21 protein-coding genes and 1 pseudogene are annotated in these 23,016 nt (G+C 65.6%); 10 read left to right on the top strand and 12 right to left on the bottom strand.

The window, feature by feature from the left end; genetic code table 11:
• The first annotated feature begins 19 nt into the window (after positions 1 to 19).
• The 7 genes and pseudogenes from glmU (at position 20) to KQ693_RS01375 (ending at position 5,346) form a co-directional block, all read left to right on the top strand.
• On the top strand, positions 20 to 1,381 hold the full coding sequence (glmU, locus tag KQ693_RS01405) for a bifunctional UDP-N-acetylglucosamine diphosphorylase/glucosamine-1-phosphate N-acetyltransferase GlmU (RefSeq protein ID WP_267261692.1): 1,362 nt from the start codon (positions 20 to 22) through the stop codon (positions 1,379 to 1,381).
• Positions 1,382 to 1,422: 41 nt separating this feature from the next.
• Positions 1,423 to 1,632 (top strand): annotated as a pseudogene (locus tag KQ693_RS01400) (TatA/E family twin arginine-targeting protein translocase); the annotation flags it as partial.
• A 140-nt stretch (positions 1,633 to 1,772) separates the two neighbouring features.
• On the top strand, positions 1,773 to 2,516 hold the full coding sequence (gene tatC, locus KQ693_RS01395) for a twin-arginine translocase subunit TatC (RefSeq protein WP_219759510.1): 744 nt from the start codon (positions 1,773 to 1,775) through the stop codon (positions 2,514 to 2,516).
• Between the two features lie 33 nt (positions 2,517 to 2,549).
• Positions 2,550 to 3,614 (top strand): bifunctional 3-deoxy-7-phosphoheptulonate synthase/chorismate mutase, encoded by a 1,065-nt coding sequence (locus KQ693_RS01390; RefSeq protein ID WP_267261691.1) that lies wholly within the window; start codon positions 2,550 to 2,552, stop codon positions 3,612 to 3,614.
• Positions 3,615 to 4,556, top strand: coding sequence for a 4Fe-4S dicluster domain-containing protein (locus tag KQ693_RS01385; RefSeq protein ID WP_267261690.1), 942 nt, complete (start codon positions 3,615 to 3,617; stop codon positions 4,554 to 4,556). It abuts the gene before it with no gap.
• Between the two features lie 9 nt (positions 4,557 to 4,565).
• Entirely contained in the window at positions 4,566 to 4,967 is a 402-nt protein-coding gene (mce, locus tag KQ693_RS01380; RefSeq protein WP_219759513.1) for a methylmalonyl-CoA epimerase, read from the top strand.
• A 43-nt stretch (positions 4,968 to 5,010) separates the two neighbouring features.
• Positions 5,011 to 5,346 carry a VanZ family protein gene (locus KQ693_RS01375; RefSeq protein ID WP_267262398.1) on the top strand — a complete coding sequence of 112 codons (336 nt, stop codon included), beginning with the start codon at positions 5,011 to 5,013 and terminating at the stop codon, positions 5,344 to 5,346.
• On the opposite strand, the gene KQ693_RS01370 is transcribed toward KQ693_RS01375, so the two are convergent.
• The 10 genes from KQ693_RS01370 to KQ693_RS01325 all read right to left on the bottom strand — a co-directional run bounded on the left by KQ693_RS01370 (position 5,267) and on the right by KQ693_RS01325 (position 18,047).
• On the bottom strand, positions 5,267 to 5,950 hold the full coding sequence (locus tag KQ693_RS01370; RefSeq protein ID WP_015718145.1) for an SDR family NAD(P)-dependent oxidoreductase: 684 nt from the start codon (positions 5,948 to 5,950) through the stop codon (positions 5,267 to 5,269). The genes KQ693_RS01375 and KQ693_RS01370 overlap by 80 nt on opposite strands.
• Before the next feature lie 3 nt (positions 5,951 to 5,953).
• Positions 5,954 to 6,961: a hypothetical protein gene (locus KQ693_RS01365; RefSeq protein WP_267261689.1), complete on the bottom strand. Its 1,008-nt coding sequence runs from the start codon at positions 6,959 to 6,961 to the stop codon at positions 5,954 to 5,956.
• Positions 6,958 to 9,471, bottom strand: coding sequence for an LPS-assembly protein LptD (locus tag KQ693_RS01360; RefSeq protein ID WP_416376364.1), 2,514 nt, complete (start codon positions 9,469 to 9,471; stop codon positions 6,958 to 6,960). Before KQ693_RS01360 ends, KQ693_RS01365 begins: the two co-directional genes overlap by 4 nt.
• Positions 9,468 to 10,511, bottom strand: coding sequence for an LptF/LptG family permease (locus KQ693_RS01355; protein ID WP_267261688.1), 1,044 nt, complete (start codon positions 10,509 to 10,511; stop codon positions 9,468 to 9,470). Before KQ693_RS01355 ends, KQ693_RS01360 begins: the two co-directional genes overlap by 4 nt.
• The gene (locus KQ693_RS01350) at positions 10,508 to 11,518 is read right to left on the bottom strand and encodes an LptF/LptG family permease (RefSeq protein ID WP_267261687.1); all 1,011 of its coding nucleotides are present in this window, start codon (positions 11,516 to 11,518) and stop codon (positions 10,508 to 10,510) included. Before KQ693_RS01350 ends, KQ693_RS01355 begins: the two co-directional genes overlap by 4 nt.
• Before the next feature lie 51 nt (positions 11,519 to 11,569).
• Positions 11,570 to 11,980 carry a hypothetical protein gene (locus KQ693_RS01345; RefSeq protein WP_219759518.1) on the bottom strand — a complete coding sequence of 137 codons (411 nt, stop codon included), beginning with the start codon at positions 11,978 to 11,980 and terminating at the stop codon, positions 11,570 to 11,572.
• 280 nt (positions 11,981 to 12,260) lie between these two features.
• Positions 12,261 to 13,295: an alcohol dehydrogenase family protein gene (locus KQ693_RS01340; protein ID WP_267261686.1), complete on the bottom strand. Its 1,035-nt coding sequence runs from the start codon at positions 13,293 to 13,295 to the stop codon at positions 12,261 to 12,263.
• On the bottom strand, positions 13,292 to 13,684 hold the full coding sequence (locus tag KQ693_RS01335) for an SCP2 sterol-binding domain-containing protein (protein WP_267261685.1): 393 nt from the start codon (positions 13,682 to 13,684) through the stop codon (positions 13,292 to 13,294). The genes KQ693_RS01340 and KQ693_RS01335 overlap by 4 nt, the downstream gene beginning before the upstream one ends.
• Before the next feature lie 62 nt (positions 13,685 to 13,746).
• Positions 13,747 to 16,092 (bottom strand): ATP-dependent helicase HrpB, encoded by a 2,346-nt coding sequence (gene hrpB / locus KQ693_RS01330; RefSeq protein ID WP_267261684.1) that lies wholly within the window; start codon positions 16,090 to 16,092, stop codon positions 13,747 to 13,749.
• 47 nt (positions 16,093 to 16,139) lie between these two features.
• On the bottom strand, positions 16,140 to 18,047 hold the full coding sequence (locus KQ693_RS01325; RefSeq protein ID WP_267261683.1) for a DNA topoisomerase subunit B: 1,908 nt from the start codon (positions 18,045 to 18,047) through the stop codon (positions 16,140 to 16,142).
• A 169-nt stretch (positions 18,048 to 18,216) separates the two neighbouring features.
• Here KQ693_RS01325 and KQ693_RS01320 point away from each other — a divergent pair, with 169 nt between their 5' ends.
• On the top strand, positions 18,217 to 18,603 hold the full coding sequence (locus KQ693_RS01320; RefSeq protein ID WP_267261682.1) for a hypothetical protein: 387 nt from the start codon (positions 18,217 to 18,219) through the stop codon (positions 18,601 to 18,603).
• Here KQ693_RS01320 and KQ693_RS01315 read toward each other — a convergent pair.
• Positions 18,590 to 19,750 (bottom strand): TaqI-like C-terminal specificity domain-containing protein, encoded by a 1,161-nt coding sequence (locus KQ693_RS01315; protein ID WP_416376379.1) that lies wholly within the window; start codon positions 19,748 to 19,750, stop codon positions 18,590 to 18,592. The genes KQ693_RS01320 and KQ693_RS01315 overlap by 14 nt on opposite strands.
• A gap of 87 nt (positions 19,751 to 19,837) precedes the next feature.
• Entirely contained in the window at positions 19,838 to 21,025 is a 1,188-nt protein-coding gene (locus KQ693_RS01310; RefSeq protein ID WP_267261680.1) for a glycine C-acetyltransferase, read from the bottom strand.
• 123 nt (positions 21,026 to 21,148) lie between these two features.
• Here KQ693_RS01310 and KQ693_RS01305 point away from each other — a divergent pair, with 123 nt between their 5' ends.
• Together KQ693_RS01305 and KQ693_RS01300 are read left to right on the top strand one after the other, a co-directional pair.
• Complete coding sequence (locus KQ693_RS01305; RefSeq protein WP_267261679.1) at positions 21,149 to 22,057, top strand: transcriptional regulator; 909 nt, start codon at positions 21,149 to 21,151, stop codon at positions 22,055 to 22,057.
• A gap of 134 nt (positions 22,058 to 22,191) precedes the next feature.
• A complete protein-coding gene (locus KQ693_RS01300; protein ID WP_267261678.1) occupies positions 22,192 to 22,983 on the top strand; it encodes a CsgG/HfaB family protein in 792 nt (263 codons plus the stop codon).
• Positions 22,984 to 23,016: the final 33 nt, after the last annotated feature.

Genomic DNA, 23,016 nt, shown 5'->3' with positions numbered 1-23,016 from the left:
CACGCCCTAAAATAGCCCTATGCACGCCCATGTGATCCTGGCCGCCGGGCAGGGGACCCGCATGAAATCCCGCCTGCCCAAGGTGCTCCATCCCCTCCTGGGCAAGCCCATGCTGGCCTATGCGGTGGAAACGGCCCTGGCCCTGGAACCCCAGAGGCTGGTGGTGGTGGTGGGGCATGGAGCCGAGCAGGTGATGGAGGTCCTAAGGGTCTATCCGGTGGAGGTGGCGGTGCAGGAAGAGCAGCTCGGCACCGCCCACGCCCTTTTGCAGGCGGAGGCCTTGCTAAAGGACTTTCCTGGCCCCACCCTGGTCACCCAGGGGGATACGCCCCTTCTTCGCCCGGAAACCCTAAGGGAGCTTCTGGAAAGGGTGGAGGAGGGAGCGGGGATGGCCCTCCTCACCGTGGAGCTTTCTGACCCCACCGGCTACGGCCGCATCCTGCGCCAGGGGGAGGAGGTCTTGGGCAGCGTGGAGGAGAAGGATGCCTCCCCTGAGGTCAAGGCCATCCGGGAGGTGAACGCCGGGGCCTATGCCTTTGACGGCTTCCTCTTCCAGGCCCTTAAGGAGGTGCGAAACGAAAACGCCGCCCGGGAGTACTACCTCCCCGACCTCATCGCCATCTACCGGGCCAAGGGGCGGAGGGTGGTGGCGGTGAAGGGGGTGGTGGAGGAAGCCTTGGGGGTGAACACCCGGGAGGAACTCGCCCGGGTGGAGGGAGTGCTCCTTTCGGCCTTGCGCCGGGAGTGGATGCGAAAGGGAGTGCGGATGATCCTTCCCGAGAGCATCTACCTGGAGGCCAGCGTGGAGCTGGCCCCGGACGTGACCCTCTGGCCAGGGGTGGTGCTTAAGGGCAAGACCCGAATCGGCGAGGGGGCGGAGGTGGGACCCTATGCGGTCCTCGAGGACACCCTCCTGGAACCGGGGGCCCGGGTCCTGGCCCACACCGTGGCCCAGGGGGCGGTGATCGGTAGGGGAGCTGACGCCGGGCCCTTCGCCCGGCTACGCCCCGGGGCCGTTCTCAGGGAGGGGGCCCACGTGGGCAACTTCGTGGAGGTGAAGAATAGCCTCCTCCACCCCGGGGTCAAGGCGGGGCACCTGGCCTATTTGGGGGATGCCGAGGTGGGGGAGGGCACCAACATCGGGGCCGGGGTCATCACCGCCAACTACGATGGCAAGCGCAAGCACAGGACCTTCATCGGCAAGGGAGCCTTCATCGGTTCCAACAGCGTGCTGGTGGCCCCGGTGCGGGTGGGGGATGGGGCCATGGTGGGGGCGGGGAGCGTGATCACCCACGATGTGCCCGAGGATGCCCTGGCCATAGCGCGGGAGAGGCAGCGGAACCTCGAGGGCTACGCCCGGCGCAAGCGGGAGGGGGACTAGGGTTTCACCTTCCTTTCAGCCCGGGTGGTAAACTGGGGGGTATGAACCTGGGCATGCCGGAAATCCTGGTGATCCTGGTGGTGGCCCTCCTCATCTTCGGGCCCAAGAAACTCCCCGAACTCGGCCGTTCCCTGGGCCAGAGCATCCGGGAGTTCAAACGGGGGGCCCAGGAGATCCGGGAGGAGCTGGAGAAGAGCGTGGACGTGCGGGAAGATAAGGGCCCCGAAGGGGCTAGGCTGGCTAGGGAAGATAAGGGCCCCGAAGGGGCTAGGCTGGCTAGGGAAGATAAGGGCCCCGAAGGGGCTAGGGAGGAGCTGAGGCCCAAGCCGGTTTCTGAGGCTGCCCCCTCCAAGGCCCCTGAGGGTTCTGAACTTCAAGAGGAGCGTAAGGCTTGAAGGAAGCCCCACTGGTTGAGCACCTGGAGGAGCTCAGGGCCCGTATCCTCTGGTCCCTGGTGGCCTGGTTGGTGGGTACGGGGGTGGCTTGGAGTTTTAGGGTCCAGCTTCTGGAGTGGCTGAAGCGGCCCTTGGACCTGGCGGCCCAGCAGAACCACATCCAGGTGAACCTCATCGTCTTGGACATCACCGAGCCCTTCTTGGTTTCCTTGAAGGTGGCGGCCTTCGGGGGGCTGGTGTTGGCCCTGCCCTTCATCGTCTACCAGGTCTGGGCCTTCATCGCCCCGGGGCTTTACGAGCACGAGAAGCGGCTGGCGGTGCCCTTCTTGCTGGGGGCTGGGTTTAGCTTCGCCTTGGGGGCCCTCTTCGCCTACTACGGCTTTTTGCCCTTCGCCATACCCTTCCTCCTGGGCTTTTTGGGTGAGGTCATCACCCCGCAGATCTCCATCGGCCGCTACATGGGCCAGGTCCTCATGATGATGGGGGTCATGGGCCTGGTCTTTGAGATGCCGGTGGTGAGCTACTTGCTGGCCCGCCTGGGGATCCTTTCCTCCGCCTTCCTGGCCCGCAACTGGCGGATCGCCGTGGTCCTTCTCCTCAGCCTGGCGGCCCTCATCACCCCCACGGTGGACGTGGTGTCCCTGTCCATCGTCACCATTCCCCTCCTGGTCCTTTACTGGATCTCCGTGCTGGTGGCCAGGGTGGCGGAGCGGGCCAGGCCCAAGGAAGAAGCCGCTTGACACCCTAAGGGGCTTTGCCCCATAGAATAGCCCATGGACGAGCGCATCCTGGCCCTGCGTAAGGAGGTGGACCGGGTTAACCGGGAAATCCTGCGCCTCCTCTCCGAACGGGGAAGGCTGGTGCAGGAGATCGGCCGCATCCAGACCAAGCTCGGCCTGCCTCACTACGACCCCAAGCGGGAGGAGGAGATGCTGGCCTACCTCATCGCCGAAAACCCCGGTCCCTTTCCTCCGGAAACCATCCGAAAGCTTTTCAAGGAGATATTCAAGGCCAGCCTGGACCTCGAGGAGCGGGAGGACCAGAAGAAGTTCCTCTATTCCCGCAAGCACAAGCCCGAGCCCACCCGGGTGCGGGTGGGGGAGGTGGTCTTCGGGGAGAAGCCCCTCCTCATCGCCGGGCCCTGCTCCATCGAGTCCGAGGAGCAGATGATGGAAACCGCCCGCTTCCTTTCCGCCAAGGGAGTCAAGGTCCTAAGGGGCGGGGCCTTCAAGCCCAGGACCAGCCCCTATGGCTTCCAGGGCCTGGGGGTGGAGGGGCTGAAGCTCGGCCGCAAGGCGGCGGAAGCTTTTGGCATGGTTTTCGTCACCGAGGTCATGGATACCCGGGACGTGGAGGTGGTGGCGGAATACGCGGATATCCTCCAAATCGGGGCCCGGAACATGCAGAACTTTGCCCTCCTCAAGGAGGTGGGGCGCTCGGGTAAGCCCATCCTTCTCAAGAGGGGGCTTTCCGCCACCGTGGAGGAGTGGTTCTATGCCGCCGAGTACATCCTGAGCCAGGGCAACGAGCAAGTCATCCTGGCGGAAAGGGGAATCCGCACCTTTGAGCGCTGGACGCGAAACACCCTGGACCTCTCCGCTGTGGCCTTGGCCAAGCAGGAAACCCACCTGCCCGTGGTGGTGGACGTGACCCACGCCGCCGGGCGCACGGATCTTCTTGCTCCCTTGGCCCGGGCGGCCTTGGCGGTGGGGGCGGATGGGGTGCACGTGGAGGTCCACCCCAACCCCAAGGTGGCCCTTTCCGACAACCAACAGCAGATGGACTTCCGGCAGTTTGAGGCCTTCCTTAAGGCCATAGGGGACCTCCTAGGGGCGTGAATGGGCTTCTTGGATAACCTTCTGAATGCCTTCCTCAAGGCCACGGACCCCAGGCCCCGCTACACGGAGGCCCGTTGCCTCCTCTACAAGAACAGCGTGGGGGGGTGCGACCGTTGCTACCAGGCCTGCCCCAAGGGGGCGGTGCGCCTGGAAAGCTTCCGGGTGGAGCTGGACGAGGTGCTCTGCACCGGGTGCGGCCTCTGCACGGGGGTCTGCCCTGGGGTGGCCTTGGAGTACCCCTTGGGGGGCATCCAGGAGGCCTTGATCCGGGGCAAGGGGCAGATCCGCTGCTCCAAGGCGGAGGGCAAGGGAGAAGAGGTCTTGTGCCTGGGCCGCCTGACCCCGGGGCTTTTGGCGGAGGCGGGTAGCCGTTTCGGGAAGGTGGTCTTGGCCCGGGGGGATTGCGCCTCCTGTAGGATCGGGGGGCCCGCGGTACCCGAGCACCTGGAAAGGATGGTGGAGGAGGCCCAGCGCTACCACCCTGTGGAGGTGGAGGTTGTGCGAGGGGAGCTTCCCGGGGAGAAGGTGGGGCGGAGGGAACTTTTCCAGGCCCTTTTGGGTAGCGCCAAGCGTACCGCCGCCGACCTAGTACCCGAGCTTCCCCTTCCTGCCCCAGAGGAGGAAAAGGGCATGCCGGCGGAGCTTCGCCTGCGCCTTTTGGCGGCCAGGCGGGCTTCCGAGGTGCGCTGGCCCAGGATCCGGGTGGAGGAGGGATGCACCCTTTGCCCGGTGTGCACCAATGTCTGCCCCACGGAGGCGGTCTACAGGGTGCGGGAGGGGGAGGAGTACGTCCTAAGGCTTAAGGTGGAGGCCTGCACGGGATGCGGGGCCTGTGTGGAAAGCTGCCCGCCCCAGGTGATCCGCCTCGAGGAGGCGGGCAAAGAGGAGGTTTTCCAGGAGCTGGAGCTTTACCGGGGGAAGCCCCCCTGGTACGACCTGTAGAATCCTCCCATGCGGCTGCACCACGTGGGCATTGCGGTGGAGGACTTAGAGGAGGCCAAGGCCCGTTACGGGCTTTTGGGTTTTGGCGTGGTGGCGGAAGGGGAGGTGGCCGCCCAGGGAGTGCGGGTGGCCCTGCTCCGGGGGGAAGGGGAAACCCTTCTGGAGCTCCTCGCCCCCTTGGGGCCGGATACCCCGGTGGGGCGCTTTCTGGCCAAGCGGGGTCCCGGGCTTCACCATCTGGCCTTTGCCACCTCCCGGATTGAGGAGGAGCTTGCCCGGCTGAAGGCGGCGGGGGCCAGGCTCATCGACGAGGTCCCCCGGCCGGGTTTTGGCGGGCACCGGGTGGCCTTCCTCCACCCCGGCTTTGGCCTCGGGGTGCTTTGGGAACTGGTGGAGACGGAGGGTGCGTAGGCCAGGGTTCCGCTGGGTGCCGGCCCTCCTCGCCCTGGGGGAGATGGGGCTACTCTGGTGGTTTTCGGACCAGCCCGCCACCGGGATGGGCCTGCCCCATCCCTGGGACAAGGGCGCCCATTTTCTGGCCTATGGGCTTTTGGGCTTCCTCCTGGGGGTGGCCTTCGGGGATTTCCGTCCGGCCCTTCTCCTGGCCGCTCTCTACGGGGTGGTGGACGAGTGGCACCAAAGTCGGGTTCCCGGACGGGAGGCCTTCGGCTGGGACCTTGTGGCGGACTTCCTGGGGGCCTATCTGGGGGCTAGGTGGGGGGGTAGATGGGGAGCTCCAGAAGCCTTCCGCCCTTGGCGGAGGCGGCCAGGAGGATGGCCTCGGCGATGAGTTCCGGGGCGATCCAGCGGCTGGGGTCGGCCTCCGGCATGGCCTTCCGGTTGGCCTCGGTGTCCAGGGTACCCATGGGGTAGACGAGGAGGAAGCGCACCCCCTGTACCTCCCCCTGGAGGGAGCGGATGAGGCTGGCCAAGGCGGTCTTGGCCATGGTGTATAGGGCTCTTCCTGGGCCGGCCCCCGTCCAGGCGGGGCCGGCGGCGATGGCGGCGAAAAACCCTTGGCCTCGAGCCTCCAGGTAGGGCAGGGTGGCCTTGAGGAGGTTGAAGGTGGTGCGCAGGTTCAGGTCCAGAAGCCAGTCGTAAAGCCCGGGGTCCGAGTCCAAAAAGCGCCCGGCGGCGAACCCGCCCACGGTGTGCACCACCCCGAAAAGGGGAGCCTCCCGCTCCACGAAGCGGGCCAAGGCCTCGGCCTCCTCCAGCCGGGTGAGGTCGGCCACGAAGGTCTTGGCCCCGTAGGCCCGGGCCCGTTCCGCCATCCGTTCCTCCCGGGGGTCGGAGAGGAAAAGCCGGGCCCCGGCGCGGTGCAGGGCGGGGATCACCGCCCGGGCCAAGGCGCCCCCCGCCCCCGTGACCAAGAAGGCTTTACCCTGGAGCATGCCTTATTCTACCGGGATGAAGGCCAGGGAAGTGGGGCTGAACCCCAAGGATTGGGAGCGCAGGAGGAGGGGTGGGGAGGGCACCAGGTCGTAAACCTCGAGGCTTTGCCCCTGGACCAGGTAAAGGTAGCCATCCGGCCCCAGAAGCCCGGCGGTATAGGTGCGGTACTCCTGCTGCACGGGGGATTCCTTGGGCAGGATCACCTGGAACCCCCGGCCGTAGACGGCCATGCCTCCCACGGGATCCAGGGCCAGGCGGCTGGATTGGGGGAAGTCCCCTAAGACCTTTCGGCTGGTGAGGGAATCCCCTTCCAGGGTGTAGAGCCTCACCTCGGTGGCGGTGGCGGCAAGCCCGAGAAGCCGCCCGCGAAGGCGGTCCAGCTGGAGGTCATAGGGTCCTTGGCTTGCCTGGGGGTCCAGGGGCTTTTCCAGGCTGGGGGTGCCTGAAGGATTCTGGGCCGGGCGGTAGCCCAGGGCTTGCTGGCTCATGTAGGCCAGGAGGTCCAGGGTTCCCTGGGGAAAGAGGGCCAGGCGTGCCCCAGGGGGAAGGCCCGTGAGGTCGGCTTCCTCCAGGTTCCCTGAGGCATCCAGGTTCCAGAGGAAGGCCCTCCCTGCCCCTGGGCAGTGGGCGAGAAGCCGGTTCTGCCCAAGCCGCAGGTACCCCCCGGTGCAGTCCACGTCGTTCGGGAAGGCCGCTGGGGTTGGGGAAGGCTGGGGGACGGCGGTTTCCGTGAAGCCTTGGGTGGAGTAGGCCTCGATGCGGTCGGGAAAGAGGAGGTAGAGCCTCCCGAAGGTTTGGCTATGGGCCAGGTCCTGGAGGCTTGGGGTGTTCCAGGTGCCCACAGGATTTGGAGTGCCCCTCTGGAGCTCCTGGGCCCGGAAGAAGCGCACTTCCCCCTCTCCTCCCATGGCCACCAGGGCGGGCAGGGGAGGTTCCTGGCTTCCCGTACAGGCGGTCAGGAAAAAAGCCAGGGCTCCCAGGACCAGGTAAACGGGCCAGAGCTGCTTCACGGGCCACCTCCTAGTTTCACCCCTTCCTCGGAAAGGAGAAGCCCTGCTGCCTGCCCCCCGTAGAGGAAGGCCAGGCCCACGCTTCCCTTGGCGGCGTCCAGGGTGAAGCGCATGGCCCAGCAACACCGGTCCAGGACCAGGATGAAGCGGGGCTTAAGGGGTTCTCCGGGAAGGTTTTGCGTGAGAAGGGCCGCCAGGTGGAGCTTGGTGTTCTCCCTGCCCAGGAAGGTGAGGGTGGGTCCGAAGTTGCGTAAGGCCAGGCTGTAACCCTCGGGGGTTTGCGGCCTCCGGGTATAGGTGAAGCTTCCCGAGAGGGAAAGCCCGGGGATGGCACCCTCCCCCGCCTCGTCCGTAGGCACGGGCTTCCAAAGCTCCATGCCGCCGCTAAAGGTGGCGTCCTTGAGGTAGATGTCCTCATCCTCCACCTCGGGCAGGTGCAGGTTGGCGTTTAAGCGGAAGCCCACCTCGGGGAGGGCCTGGGTCAAGCCCAGGCGCAGATTGGTGGCCCGGAAGCCCTCCTGGTACCGCCCGGAAAGCTCCAGGTCCACCAGGGGTCCTGGGGTGATCCCGGAGCGGTAGCCCAGGGCGTAGCCCAGAGCCTTGGGATCCAGGGTGGTCCGCAAGGAGAGGCTTTCCGGACCGAGGATGGCCTGGCCTTGCAGGGCCAGGGTGTCCGCCTGCCAGTCCCGCCGGCCTTGCAGGGTGTAGGCCGTAGCTCCCTCCCGTAAGGCATAGGTGAGGTCGGTGGTGAGGGCTCCCTTGCCGTTCAGGTCGTGGCGGTGGGTGAGGTTGAGGCTTCCTCCGGAGAGGGCGTAGCCTGCTTGCAGGAGGAGGGGGTCAAAGAGAGCCTTCGGGTGGTCAAAGCGGAGGCTGGCCCTTAGGGCGAAGGAATAGGGGGTGAAGCCCGCCTCGAGGCGGGTTTCCAAGGGGCCTTCCCCCTCGAGGCCCCGCTTGTGCCCCACCGTGAGGCTGTAGCCCTGGTCCTGCAGGAGGACCTGGGCCTCTAGGGGAAGATACCTTCCCTCCTCCAGGTTCCTGCCCGCCTTCAGGCTCAAGGAAAGGGGTCTTTCCTGGAAGCCCAGGGCCAGGGTGGCCTGGTGGCTTCGCCTTTGGGGTATGGCGTCAAAGCGGAGGGGGGTTTCCCCCTCCTGGACGCTTCGGGTATAGCCCACCTCCACGCTGAACCCCCCCAGGCTTTGCCGCAGGCTAGCCGAGGTGGTCCAGTCCACCTGCCGCTCGTGCTCCCCATCAGGGTTTTGCGTGGTGTAGTAAAACCCCCGGAAGCGGTTCTCGGCCCGGAAGGTGGCCCCGGGCCAGGGGGAGAGGGAAAGGCTTTCGCTGTGGGAAAGGAGGGCCCTTCCCGCCTCGGCATAGGGCCCGAGGGCCCGGGCGGAGCGGTTTAGGGGGTTGGTTTCCGCCAGGTAGCGCCCCAGGACGAAGCCTGCCTGCAGGCTAAAAGGACCTTCCCGGAACACGGGGCTTTGGGCTTCCACCTCGGGCAGGCGCTGGAGGGTGCGGGGGGGTGGGGTGGTGGGGTCGTGGTCCAAAAACCCCTCCACCCTCAGGGTGTAGCGCCAGTCCTGGGGCGTGGGGGTGCCGGGGGAGAGGGCCTCGAGGCGGAAGCGGGTCAGTTTTTCCCGGGTATCGTCCCGCTCCACCAGGGCGCTGAGGGAAAACTCCTGCCGCTTTAGGGCGTACTCCCCCCGGTACTGGAAGGTGTCCGGGGGAGTGTGGAGGAAAAAGTAGCGCTCCTTGGCCTCCCCGGTGCCGTAGTGGTCAAAGCCGAAGCCGTAGCCCCGGCCTTGGTAGTAGGAGAGGAGGGTGAATCCCAGGCCGAAGTCGGCCACGTAAGGCAAAGCGGCCTTCAGGTAAAAGCCCCCTTCGTCCTGGCCCACCTCGAACCGGGGCTGGCGGTCGGAGAGGAAGAGGAGGAGGACGGGAAGCTCCAGAACCGGTTTCTCCTGCACCAGCACCACCACCCCCCGGGCCACCACCCGGTCCCCTGGGTACAGGACGATCTCCCGGGCGCGGAAGGCGTAGTCGGGTACCTCCTGGCCGCACGAGGCGCAAGGGGTGGCGTAGCCGTTTTCCAGGAGGATGGCCCCTGCCACCCGCTGGCAAAGGGGGCCGGTGAGCAGGAGGTCCTTAGCCTCGATGCGCACCTCGAGGGCGTCAAAGCTTTCGTCGGAGAGGTCTATCTGAAGTTCCTCTGCCTCCACAAGCCTTCCCTCCCGGTCCCGGTAGCGCACCCCTTCCGAGAGGAAAAGGAGCTTACGGGTGCGAAAGTAGGTGGCCCTTCCCGCCTCGATGGCCTCCCCATCCCGCTCCAGGCGCACGGGGTTCCCCGTGAGCACGTAGACCTCCTCCCCTCCTTCCTGCCTTAGCTCCAGCTTTTCCGCCTCCAGGATCCTCAACACCTTCTCCTGGGCCAGGGCCAGGGAGAAGAGGAGCAGGACCGCGGCCAACCCTGAAGCCACCTTGCGGGTAGCCCCAAGCCAGGGCCGGCTCACCTCCGCCCTCCCAGGAAGAGGAGGAGGCCCAGGATCCCGTAGAACAGGTTGGGCCCCCAGGCGGCCAAAATGGGATCCAAGGCGTTTTGCTCCCCCATGATCCGCCCCACGCTCCAGGTGGCGTAGTAGAAGAAGGTGAGGACCGCCACCCCCACAAGCCCCAGGCTCCGGGACCCCCCGAGGAGGTAGAAGGCCAGTCCCGTGGCGAAGAGGGCGAAGACCAGGCTGGCCGCCGGCTCGGCGTAGCGGCGGTAGTAGGTGGTGGCCTCGAGGCCCGCCTTCACCCCGCTTTTCCTCAGCCTTTCCACCTCCTCCTTGAGCTCCTTTAGGGTCATGCGGTTGGCCGGGTTCTGCCAGGGCTCAAAGGTGAGGTCCCTGAGGACCAGCTCCCCCTCTTGAAAGCGGGTCAGGGTCCTGGGCCTATCCCCCTCGTAGGTGACCCTCAAGCCCTTTTCCACCTGCAAGACCCCTCCTTGGAACCTCCCCTCCTCCGCCAGGACCACCTCCTCCTGCGAAAGGATTCTAAGCTTTCCGATCCTGTCCCGGGCCACCTCCCCCACGAAGACCACCCTGCCCCTGGCGTCCTGGAAGGTGGTGCCCGGGGTGAGAAGGGCCCTGGGTCGTTCCAGCACCTGCCTGCGAAGGAGGTCCTGCCCCTGGGCCAGGGCTTTGGGCACCAGGCTTTCCCCCAAAAGGAAGCCCAAAAGGGCCAGGAGCGCCCCGAGGCCCAAAAGGGGTAAAAGCACGCGTTCCCGCCTTATCCCCAGGGCCAGGAGGGCCTTGAGCTCCGAGTCCTCGCCCAGGCGGGAGAGGAGGAAGAGCAGGGCGAAGAGGTAGGCCACGGGAGCCCCCCGCACCAGGGCCTCGGGGGTGCGGTAGAAGAGGTAGAGGAGAAGGGTGTAGGGATCCGCGCCCTTGGCCACCAGGGGGGCCAGGACCTCGTAGACCGCCCCGGCCAGGAAGAGAAGGACGATGACCGCAAGCCCCAGGCTGAAGTGGGCCAGGACCTCGCGCAGGAGGTAGCGGTCCAGGGTCTTCATCTGAGCCTCCAGGTGAGGTAAAGGGCCAAGGCGGCAAAGAAGGCGTTGGGGAGGAAGGCCAGGAGAGGGTTCACGTCGTAGCGGGCGAGCTGGGCGCTCAGGGTCCAGAGCACGTAGTAGCCGAAGATGAGGAGGACGATGCTGAGGAAGGCCCAGGCGGCCTCCCGGAAGGAAAGCCCCAAGGCGGCCGCCACCAGGCCCAGGAAGAAGCCCCCGAGGGCATCCGCGAGCCGGCGGTACAGGGCAAAGCGGGCGCTGGGCTCCACCTGGCTCCTTTCCCAAAGCTCCCGCAGGGTGGTGGAGTCGTAAGGATCGCGGGAGCCCAGGCTTTCCTTGGGGCGGAACTGGGTGGGGAAGGGAAGGGTGCCAGCAAAGGGCTTGGGCTTTCCCCCCTCCAGGACGTACCCCCGGAAGTGCCACCCCTCCTTGTCCCAGACTCCTTCCTGGCCGCTGTAGACCCGGCCCCTTTCGTCCACCACCCGGATGCCGTAGAGGCGGTTTTGCCCCACCTCGGGCCGTACCTCCTCCGCATAGTAGACCCCGAGGCCCTCCGCAGCGTAAAGCTGCTTGCGCAACACCCCGCTTAGACCTTCTTCCCCGTAGAGGAGCCGGGCCAGGTGCTGGTCGTAGGCCTCGAGGGCCCTGGGGCGAAGCTCGGCCAGGTTGAGGAGGTTGAAGAGGCTCACCAGAAGGGCCAGAAGCGCCAGGGGTTTCAAAAGGGCCCAGGGGGGTACGCCCGCGGCGTAAGCGGCCTTCAGCTCCGATTGGCGGATGAGGCGGGCGAGGCCCACCAAGATGGCGAAGACCAGGCCCAGGGGAAGGGCCAGGCTCAGGGTCCAGGGCAGGCGGTAGAGGATGAGCTTGGCGATGGCCTCCACGCCGGCTCCCCGGCTTAGAAGCACCCCGGAGAGGCTAGAGAGGAGGTCAAAGGTGAGGAGGGCCACGAAAAGCAGGACCCCCACCAGGTAGGGGATCAGGACTTCCTTGAGGACATACCGGCCCAGCACCAGGCCGAGTATACGGGGCTAGGATGAGAAACAAGCGCAGGAGGCGGGAGCTCAGTGGGCTATTACGTGGATCACGGGCAGGCCGAAGCGCTCCGCCTGGCTGTGCACGTCCAGGCGGAGCCAGCGGGAAATCCCCGGGGGCAAGGTAGCCAGGACGATGGCCTGGTACTCCCCGGGATGGGCCATGAGCTCCTCCTCCAGGGCCAGGATGGGGGAGACATCCCCGGGCTTGGCCTCCTCTATGGCGACTCCTTGGGCCTCGAGGGCCGCCTTGGCGGCCTCCGCCTCCTCCTTGGCCCGCCTTTGGATCTCGCCTTCCTCGTAGACCCAACCCGCCGGGGGGACGGCGGGTACCAGAAGGACAAAGCGGGCCTCGGGGTCTTGGCTCCGAAGCTCGGCCAGCTTCCTGGCCAGCTCGGGGCTTTTGGCCGTGCGATGGGCCACCACCAGATACCGGGCCATGGCCTTTACCTCCTTTGCCTTGCCTCGAGGTTAGCCCCAGTTTTCGGGGAGGGCCGGGAGCGAGGTTACATTGTCCTGGCCTGTGCCCTAATACGGATTCCTTCCAGAGGAACTCCAAAGGCTCCCTAGACTCCCTGGCCTTGGGGTCATGAGGAAGGGTGACTGGGAGTCTTCTGCCCTGTTGGGGACGGGTTTTCCTGCATACCCCTTTACATACCGGCAAACCGTGGTAGAATAGAAAAGTCAGAGGAAGAAGCCGCCTGCGGGCGGCGGTTTTGTTTTAGGGCACCAGGGCCACCTTGGTGGCCTGCCGCTCGTGGAAGAGGCGGTAGCCCTCAGGGGCCTCCTCGAGGGGCAGGCGATGGCTGAACACCCAGCTACCCTTAAGCCTTCCCGCCCGTTGCAGGGCCAGAACCTCCTCGATCCAGCGGGGGATGTTGGCCAAGGCGCTTTTCAGGGTGATGCCCCGGCTGAAAGCGGCCAGCCAAGGGTATTCCAGCTTCTCGGCGGTGGGCACCCCGAGGCTGGACACGATGCCCCCGGGTCCCGCCAGGCGGAGGGCCAGCTTCAACGCCTCCCCATCCCCGCCCACCGCCTCCACCACCAGATCCGCCCCCAGGCCCTGGGTTTCCTTGCGCACCCGGGCCACGGGGTCTTCCGCCTTGGGGTTGACGGGCAGGCTTCCCAGGGCCGCCGCCTTTTCCAGGCGGGTTTCCTCCGGGTCTATGGCGTAGACCTGTCCAGCGCCCAGGGCATGGGCCACCATCTGGGCCATGAGGCCCACGGGCCCTGAGCCCACCACCGCCACGCTCATCCCGGGGGAGAGGAAGGGCCTTACGCCCCCGTAGGCGGTGGTGAGGATATCCCCCGCCAGGATGGCCTCCTCCGCGGGCAGGTCCCCGATGGCAAAAAGGCTTTGCCGGGCGAAGGGAACCCGCACCCTTTCCGCCTGGGCTCCCTGGAGGTTGCCCAGGGCCAGGCCGAAGCCAAAGACTCCTCCTTTCAGGCAGGCGAAGTACTGCCCCTTACGGCAGGCTGGGCAGTCCCCGCAGGCCACCTGGAAGCTCCCCACCACCCTTTCCCCGAGGGGGAAGGGCACCAGGGGGCCCTTTTCCACAATCCGCCCCACGAACTCATGGCCCAAGACGGTGCCCGGTAGCACCCCGGCGATCTTGCCGTGGTAGATGTGCAGGTCCGAGCCACAGATGGCGGCCAGCTCCACCTGGACGATGGCGTCGGTTTCCGCCTCCAGCTTGGGCTCCGGCACCTCTTCCACCGCCACCTGGAAGGGCCCGTGGTAGACCAGGGCCTTCATGCTACCTCCCGGGCCACCTTGACCAGCTCCTGGGCCGCCTGGGCGTAAGGGGCCAAGGCGGCGATGCTTCCCCTTTTCAGTTCCAAAAGGCCCCGCATCAAGGCGGTGAGGGGCTCGAGGCGGCCCTCCAACACCTCCTGCCAGGTGGCCAAGTCGGCCTCTATGACGAAGTCGGCCTCGGCCTCCCCCTCCACCACCTGCACCCCACGGCACGCCCCGTGCCACAGGTCCAGGACCACGGCCACCCCCTTGGGGAACCCCAGGGCGGGGTCAGGGCGCACCGCCAGGGCCAGGCTTCCTTCCCAGGTGGCGGCGGCCTTCCTGTAGGCCTCGTTTTCGTTCAGCTTCAGGCAGTAGGCTTGGGCCCAAGCTTCCTGGAAAAGCTCCATGATTCCCCCCTTTGCTTAAACCGAGTATAAACCTAACCCCCAGACCTTGGGTAGGGGTTGTCTCATGGAGTCTCCGGCCAGGCGTGTTTGGGGTAGCGGCGCATGAGTTCCCGGCGCACCTCGGGGTAGCGGTTTTCCCAGAAGCTTTTTAGGTCCTGGGTCACCTGGACCGGACGGCCCGCGGGGGAAAGGAGCTCCACCGCCACCGCTACCCGGCCTTCCAGCACCCTGGGGGTTTCCCGAAGGCCAAAGGCTTCCTGGATGCGCAGGGAAAGAAGGGGTGGGGCCCCTTCCCGGTAGGTGAGGCGCCTGCGCTTGCCCGAGGGCAGGGCTAGGCTTTCCGGCGCCAGCCTCTCCAGAAGCTGCCGCTTGTCCCCCAGGAGGCTTAAAAGGATCTCCTTCCAGGGCAGGGCCAGGAGGTCTTCCACCTTCCGCACCCCCTGGGTCCAGGGGAGGAGCCAGGAAAGATCGCGAAGCAAGGCTTGCTCCGAGAGTTCGGGCACCTCTATCCCGTGGGCTCGGAGGAAGGAGAGGCGCAGGAGGACCTGCCGGGCCTCCTCGGGAAGGCGTAGCTGGCCGTTTAAGGCCTCTTCGAGGTGCTTGGCCGTGGGGGGGCCTGGGTCCACCGCCACCCGTTCCAGCACCAGGGCACCGTAGCGCTGCTCCAGATAGCCCCGGAGCCTTCCTTCCTCCCATCCGGTCCAAAGGACCAGTTCGGCCCGCTTGAGGAGATCCTCCTCGGCCAGGGGGGCGTAAAGAAGAACCCTTCCTCCCTGGGGGCCCAGGTCGGCCCAGGGGGCCACCAGGTAGGCGGGGCCGTCACCGGAGAGCTGGATAAGGGGCCCGGAGGAGAGCTTGTACCGCTTTGGGGCTACCCGCTTGGCCACCCGCTCGGGATAGGCGGCCAGGAGGAGCCGGCCCACTTCTTCCGGAGCCGGAAGGCTTTGCTGGGGTTTTATCGTGCCAGGGGGGTTGCTCTCGGGAAAGAGCACGCCAAAGCGTCCGCGCCAGAGGGCGGAAACCTGCTCGTGGGCCAAAAAAGCACCCCGCCTTTCCCTCCGGGCCTCGAGGAGGCCTTCTAGATGGAGCATCAGGTCCGGCTCCCCTTCCAGGGGATTCCGTTCCTCCAGGAGGGCCAAGAGATCGGCGGCCAGGGGGAGAAGGCCCAACCTTTCCGCTTCCAGCACCATGCGGGCCAGGCGGGGGTGGGTGGGGAGGAAGAGGATCCGCTTTCCCAGAGGGCTTAGCCTATCCCCTTGGACCGTTCCCAGGAGTTCCAGGAGGTTCCAGGCGCTTTGCAAGGCCCCTCGGGGAGGCTTGGTGGGCAGGGGGAGGTCTTCCAGCTTCTCGCCCAGGGCCAGGGCCACCAGGAGGGCCCGGGAAAGGTCAACCTCCAGGATCTCCGGCCTTTTTGGGGGAAAGGGGCCTTTGGGGTAAAGCCGGTAAACCCGCCCGGGTCCGGTGCGTCCGGCCCGGCCCGCCCGTTGCCTGGCGGATTCCTCGGGGATGCGCACCAGGGCCAGGCGGGTGAGGCCGGTTCTGGGGTCAAAGCGGGGTTTTCTGGCCAGGCCGGAGTCCACCACGGCACGCACCTGGGGAAGGGTGAGGCTGGTTTCCGCCACATCCGTGGCCAGGACGATCTTCCTGGGTCCAGGCCGGAGCAGGGCGGCCTGTTCCTGGAGGGGTAACCCCCCGTGGAGGGGGAAGGCGGGAAGATCCGAAAGAAGCCTTTGCGTGCGCTCTATCTCCCCTTTCCCCGGAAGGAAGACCAGGACATCCCCTTCTCCTTCCAGAAAGGCCTTGCGGGCATAGCGGGCAGCCAGGGGTTCCAGCGGGCCTTCCCAGGGTCTTTCCAGGTGAAAGACCTCCACCGGGTGGCTTTCTCCCTCCACCTCGAGGACCCTTCCTGCTAGGGCGGCCAAGGCCTCGTCGGGGGTGGCGGAAAGCAAGGCGATCTTGAGGTCGGGCCTTAGGGTGGCCTGGACCCGAGGGAGTAGGGCTAGGGCCAAATCGCTCTCCAGATGGCGCTCGTGGGCCTCGTCCAGGAGTACCGCCGAAACCCCAGGAAGGTGGGGGCTTTCCAGGAGATAACGGAGAAGCAGGCCCTCCGTCATCACCAAAAGGCGGGTTTCCTGGCTTTCCTTCCCCTCCAGCCGCACCCGGTAGCCCACGGTTTTTCCCAGGGGCTCCCCCAGGTTTTCCGCAAGCCTGGCCGCCACGGCCCGGGCCGCCACCCGCCGGGGTTCAAAGAGGAGGATCCTGCCCGGCAAGGCCTTTAAGAGCCGGAGAGGGAAGAGGGTGCTCTTTCCGGCCCCAGGGTAGGCCTTCAGCAGAAGGCGGCCTTCCAGAAGGAGGAGGGTCGTGGCCTCCTCCAGCCAATCCCCGGGGTGGTCGGGCGGGTAGGGCATGGGCCGGATGGGTCTCGGCTAAGGGGCCAGGGATTCTTCCCTCATCGTCAGATGTCCAGCTCCGCGTAGCGGGCGTGCTCCTCGATGAACTCCCTCCTGGGGGCTACTTCCTGTCCCATGAGCTTCTCGAAGAGCTCGCTGGCCTCGAGGGCGTCCTGGAGCTCCACCTTCTTCAAAACCCGCTTCTCCGGGTTCATGGTGGTTTCCCAAAGCTGCTCGGGGTTCATCTCCCCGAGACCCTTAAAGCGCTGCACCTCGTAGCTTTTCCCCTCCAATTCCTTCAGGCGGGCGGCAAGCTCCTCGTCGGAGTAGAGGTATTCCACCTTTTTCCCCACCTGCAGGCGGTAAAGGGGCGGCTGGGCGATGAACACGTGCCCCCTTTCGATCAGGGGCCGCATGTAGCGGTAGAAGAAGGTGAGGAGGAGGGTGCGGATGTGGCTTCCGTCTACGTCGGCGTCGGTCATGATGATGATCTTGTGGTAGCGGAGGCCCTCGAGGTCAAAGTGGGCTTCGTCGCCCGTACCCCCGATCCCCACCCCGATGGCCGCCACCATGGCCCGCACCTCGGCGTTTTTCAGGGCCTTGGAAAGCCCCGCCTTTTCCACGTTGAGGATCTTGCCCCTAAGGGGCAGGATGGCCTGGAAGCGCCGGTCGCGGCCCTGCTTGGCGCTTCCCCCGGCCGAATCCCCCTCCACGATGAAAAGCTCCGCTTCCTCCGGGTTTTCCGTTTGGCAGTCGGCCAGCTTCCCGGGAAGGTCGTCGGACTCCAGGGGGTTTTGCCGGCGCACCAGCTCCCGAGCCTTCCGGGCGGCCTCCCGGGCTTGGGCGGCCCGCAGGGCCTTCTCGTAGATGGTCTTGGCGATGCGGGGGTTCTCCTCGAGGATCTCCAAAAACTTCTCGTAGACCACCTGGCTTACGGCGCTCCCCGCCTCGGGGTTTAAAAGCTTCCCCTTGGTCTGGCCCTCAAACTGGGGTTGGGGTAGCTTTACGCTCACTACGGCATAAAGCCCCTCCAGAAGGTCATCCCCGGTGGGCTGGGGGCCTTTTTCCTTGTTTAGGCCCGCCTTCTTAGCGTACTGGTTCAGGGCCCGGCTGTAGGCGCTCTTAAAGGCGGTGAGGTGGGTACCGCCGTCCCGGGTGGGGATCATGTTGGCGTAGGTGAGGATCTCGGCGTTGTACCCCTTGGTGTGGATGAGGCCCACCTCCACCTCCACCTCCCCCTCCTGCCCCTTGAGGAGGAAGGGCTTTTCGTAAAGAAGCTCCTCCTCTTCCGCCAGGGCCTTGGCGAAGGAGGCCACCCCGCCTTTGTCTAGATAGACGTCCTCCCGCCCGTGGATGAGGTCCTTGAAGACCAGCTTGAGCCCCGCCACCAGGTAGCTCACCTCCCGTAGGCGGGCCCTGATCTTGCTGGGGTCAAAGGCCTGGTTCCCGAAGATGAGGGGATCGGGCTTGAAGGTGACCCGGGTGCCGGTCTTGCCCTTGGGAGCGGGCCCCACCACGGCAAGGGGTTCGGTGACCTCGCCCCGGCTGAAGGCGATCCGGTGGTGCTTTCCCTCCCGGAACACCTCCACCACCGTCCACTCGGAAAGGGCGTTCACCACGCTGGCTCCTACCCCGTGGAGGCCGCCGGAAACCTTGTAGGCGCTGCTGTCAAACTTGCCTCCGGAGTGCAGGGTGGTGTAGATCACCTCCACCGCGGGCTTGCCCTCCTCGGGCATCAGGTCCACGGGGATGCCCCGGCCGTTGTCCTCCACGGTGAGGGAGCCATCGGGGTTGAGGGTGGTGATGATCTCCGTGGCGTAGCCCGCCAGGGCCTCGTCCACGGCGTTGTCCAGGATTTCCTTGAAGAGGTGGTGGTACCCCTCCACCCCCGTGCCCCCGATGTACATGGCGGGGCGGTGGCGTACCCCCTCTAGGCCTTTGAGTACCTTAATGGCGGAAGCGTCGTAACTCACGCCCTTAGTATAACACAGGAAGGAACGCGGCACTTTTCCCTTAAGGATGGGCCAAGAGGGCGCGTGTTCCCGGGGAGGAGATTGGTACTATTACCAATAATGCCCGGGATGCCCTCCGCTTTGGGGCCCCTGCCCCAAATGAACCGGAAGGGTGCCTTATCATGGCCCTATGCCAGTTTTGCTTTTCCTGCATGCCTCCTTGGGGGCTTTGCTCCTCCTGGCGGTTCCTGCCTTGGCCTTGGTGGGCTTGCAGGGTTTTTTTCGGCCCCTGCCTGGGGGCTTCTTTCGGGCCCTGCGGGGGGTGGCCTGGGTGGCCATCCTGCAGGTGGCCCTGGGGTTTGCCCTTTTCCTGGCGGGCCTCAGGCCCAAGGATGGCCTGCACCTCCTTTACGGTCTCCTTCTGGCGGCGGGGCTTCACTACCTGGGGGGCCTCGAGCCGGGAGGGTGGTTCTACAAAGGCCTGAAGGAGCCTCCCAAGCGCCCGGAGCTCCTTGTGGCCTTGGGCCTCCTCTTTGCCGTGGGGCTTGTCCTTCGCGTTTACTTCACCGGGCGCTAGCGGCAAAGGGAGCCTGGTTCAAGGCCAAATCCCTGGGCACTGGAATCCTCAAGAGCATCTCCCGGGTGAGGTGGGGCACCACCTCCCGGTAAAGCCCCCGGTAGTAGGCCTGGACCTCGAGGCCGTTCAGGTAAGCCACCAGGCCTTCCGGGTCCACCTTCACCCCCACCCTGGGCAGGAGGTGGAACTCCTCCCGCCAGGGATAAGCCCTCTTATCCCAGGCGGCCACCACCCGGTAGTGGCGGGTGTTCCCCACCACCAGGTGAGGGGTGGCGTAGAAGGGCTTGAGGAGGCCTGCGGCCTCCTTGGGGAAGTAGAGGCCGGAGTAGGGGGTCTCGTAGTCGATCTCCCCCGGCTTCAGGTTCCTCCCCGTGAGCACCGGCACCAGGCCGGGGCCCGGGGCGGTGCGGGTGAGGGGGTGGGATCGGATCTCCGGGCTCCTGGCGGCGAAGTGGAGGTGGAAAAGCGCCCCCAGGGGCACCCCTCTCTTCTCCATCTCCAGGGCCTTGGGGTCGGGGAAGCGGATCATCTCCCCCTGCCAGGCGGGGTCTTCCAGAAGGAGGAGGGGGCTATGGAAGAGGGGACCTTCCGCATCGTAGAGCTTTAAGCCCCTTCCCCCCTTCCTGAACCGGACCACCGCGGCCACCACCTTGACCCCGGGGAAGGCCCGGCCCAGGTAGTAGACCTCCGTCTCCCCCTCCCGGGCCAGGAAGGCCCTGAGCTTACGGAACTCCGAAAGGACCATCCACCCCGCGGGGACCACATAGACCAGCATCCCCTTAGGGGCTAAGAGCCTCACCCCCTTCTCCAGGAAGGCCCCGTAGAGGTTGTAGCGCCCGTGCCAGGTGGCGAAGCGACTTCGGTAAAGCCTCCGCCGCTCGGAATCCAGCCGGGCTCCCGCTCCCAGGGCCCCGTAGGGCGGGTTGCCCAGGATGAGGTGGAAGGCCTCCCGGGGCTCCCAAAGGAGGAAGTCCGCCACATGGCCTTCCGCCCAGGGGGGAGGGTCAAAGGCCAGGGGGTCCACCTCTACCGCATGGAAGCGGTACCCGGTGCCGTGCGCCTCCCGGAAGGCACGCAGGAAGGGGGCGTGGGCCGCGGCGGGCTCCAGGATCCTTCCCCCCTTGGGGGCCTCCGCCAGGGAGACCATGAAGCCCACCAAGGGGGGAGGGGTGAGGATGCGGCCCAGGGTACGGGAGGGCAAGGAAGCCACCAGGTGTGTCCTTCGGGAAGCAGCCTAGCGGATCACCCCAAGCTTCCGGCCGACTTTCTCGTAGGCCTCGAGGGCCTTGTCCAGCATCTCCTTGGTGTGGGCGGCGGTGACGATGTTGCGGATTCGGGCTTTCCCCCTGGGCACCGTGGGAAAGCCAATGCCCACAGCGAAGACCCCTTCTTCCAGGAGGAGGCGGCTCGCTTCAAAGGCCAAGGGGGCCTCCCCGAAGAGCACCGGGGTGATGGGGGTTTGGCTTCCTAGGGTGTCGTAGCCCATACGGGCAAGCTCCTGCTTGAAGTAGCGGGTGTTTTCCCAAAGCCTTTCCACCCGCTCGGGCTCCTTCTCGATGAGCTCTAAGGCACCCAGCAAAGCCCCCACCACCGCCGGGGGGTGGCTGGTGGAGAAGAGAAAGGGCCGGGCCTTGTTGATGAGGAGGTCCTTGAGCTCTAACGCCCCGGCGGCATATCCCCCCACTACCGCCCAGGCCTTGGAGAGGGTGGCCACCTGGATCACGTCGGGGTCCTGGTGGAAGCCAAAGTGGTGCACCGTGCCCTTGCCCTTTTCCCCCAGGACGCCGCTTCCGTGAGCATCGTCCACGTAGACCACCGCCCCGTACTTCTTGGCCAGGGGCACGATGCGGTCCAAGGGAGCGATGTCCCCGTCCATGGAGAAGACCCCGTCGGTGACGATGAGTTTGAGGCCTTCGGTGTCGTGGGCCTTCAGAAGTTCCTCCAGGTGGGCCACGTCGGCGTGGCGAAAGACCAAACGGGTGGCCTTGGTGAGGCGGAGGCCGTCGATGATGCTGGCGTGGTTCAGCTCGTCGGAGAAGACCAGGTCCCCCTCCTGGAGCAGGGCTCCCAGCACCCCCTGGTTGGCGGTGAAACCCGATTGCAGGACCAAGGCGCTTTCCGTGCCCTTGAAGCGGGCCAGGGCTTCTTCCAGCTCCAGGTGGTAGGTGAAGGTGCCGGCAATGGTGCGCACGGCTCCGCTTCCCGCCCCCCACCGTTCCAGGTACTGGCGGGCTTTCTCCTTCAGGTAGGGGTGGTTGGCGAAACCGAGGTAGTTGTTGGAGGCCAGGTTCACCACTTCCCGTCCCTCCACCCGGGTTACGGGTTCCTGGGGAGCCTCGAGGACCTTGGGGCGGATGTACAGCCCCTCCTGCTTTAACCTTTCCAGCTCGCTTTCCACGCGGGCGCGCAGGAATAAACTCATGGCCTTATCTAACCCCGGGGGGTGGGTTCATGGCAAGCCGCACTTGGACTTGCGGGTGTTTCTTACCTTTTCTTGATCGAGAGGGGTTAACCTGAGTGAAGGGGTGGGAGCGCTTCCATAACCATGGACCGATCCACACCGAGGGAATCCTGGCAGGCGGAGTACGAGGCGGAGCGCTTGGAGTGGCGGGCTAGACTCCTGGAGCTGGTTCACCGGTTTAAGGGGGAGCCCGATACCCTCCTTCCCTTCCATGAAGTCTTGGCCTTACGACCCAGGGGGGAGCATCACCTTGGGCTTAGATCCATCGAGGTGGACAGGGTGGTGGGTTCGGTGGACCGCTACGAGGATTTCCACCGCCACTTCCTTCCGCGAACCCCCCATACACTGGAGCGCTGGAAGCGCCTCAGGGCTCTCCAGCTTTCAGGGGTGGAGTTTCCCCCTATCGAGGTGTACCAGGTGGGGGAGGCCTACTTCGTCAAGGACGGCAACCACCGGGTGGCCTTGGCCAAGGCTACGGGCCAGAAGTTCATCGATGCTTACGTGATCGCCCTCGAGGTGCCGGTGGCCTTGCAACCCGGGGATACCTTGAAGGACCTTATCCTCAAGGCCGAGTACGCCCATTTTCTGGAAAGAACCCGCTTGAAGGAGCTCATCCCTCCAGAGGAGTTCTCCGAGATCCGCTTTACCACCTTGGGACGCTACGACCTTCTTCTGGACCACATCGCTACCCGGCGGTACTTCAAGGGTTTGGAGGAGGACAGGGGGATTCCCTGGGAAGAGGGGGTAGTGGACTGGTACCGAAACCTTTACCGGCCCACGGCAGAGGCCATCCGCCGCCTGGGCTTGCTGCGGGAGTTTCCCGGCCGCACCGAGGCCGACCTTTACCTGTGGGTGATGGACCACCGCTACTTCCTGGCCCAGGAACTGGGGGTGGACCTTGCTCCCGAGGAGGCGGCCCGCTCGTACGAGGCCCGGTTTGGGCCCTGGTGGAAGCGGCTTGGGGGGTGGCTGAAGAAGGCTATTTTGGGGTAGGCATGAAATCGCTCATTTTCTCACAAAGGTATCATTTGTCAAGTGCAAATAAACAAGGCGAAAACCTGATGCCTCTTAAAGTTTTCTAAGCCACCCTCCTTAGAACCGGGGGTGGAGAGGGAGGTGACCCCGCTATGCGAAAGGGCTTGCTTTCTCTGGCTGTCCTTTTTCTGGCCGCATGTGCTCCTCAGGTGACGACCAAGGTAGACTCGGGACTTTCACCGGATAACCCCTATGCTACCTATACGGGTCCTAGGGCAAAGGTAGTGGTTGCCTCGTTTTCGTGCAAAGCGGAGAAGTGTGGACCCGGTGTGGATTCTTCTCAGCTTGGTGCGGCTGTTTTGGGTAAGCTGTTTGGAATAGAGGTTTCAACGAGCCGAGGAGACGTGGGAGCTGGGATTTCTGATATGCTCACCACGGCGCTGATTAACACCAATCATTTTATCGTGTATGAACGGTCCGTCCTCGAGCAACTACAGAAAGAAGCAGGTATAGGCAACCAAGTTCAGCAACTTCAGGGCGCGGAAATCCTGATTACTGGAACCATCACCGCTTTTGAGCCCGATGCTAGTGGTACACGGGGTGGGGGCGGTGGACTCTTGGGGGGTTTATTAGGTGCGGTGGCGGGCGGCCAGAAGAAGGCCTATGTAGCCGTGGATTTCCGAGCGGTTGATGTCCGCACGGGGGCCGTGGTGGCCGCTTTCCGCGTGGAAGGGGAGGCTTCCGATACCGACTTTGGCGGCCTGCTCGGCGCCCTGGTACCCGGGGCTGCCCTGGGCGGGGCCCTAAGCCAGTATCAAAAGACCCCCATGGGTAAGGCCCTTGCGGTCATGGTGAGCAAAGCGGTGGAGGAGCTCATCCGGCGCATACCCCCCTCCTACTTTAAGTACGGTCCGGACGGCCAGCCCCTGCCCCAAAAGGGCTAGGAAGCCCCATCTTCGCGGGGATGGCGGCCACCC

The sequence above is a fragment of the Thermus brevis genome, from assembly GCF_026427635.1.
GTDB classification, from domain to species: domain Bacteria; phylum Deinococcota; class Deinococci; order Deinococcales; family Thermaceae; genus Thermus; species Thermus antranikianii.
The sequence above is the reverse complement of the archived record's forward strand: the minus strand, read 5'-3'. Positions and strand labels throughout refer to the sequence as shown.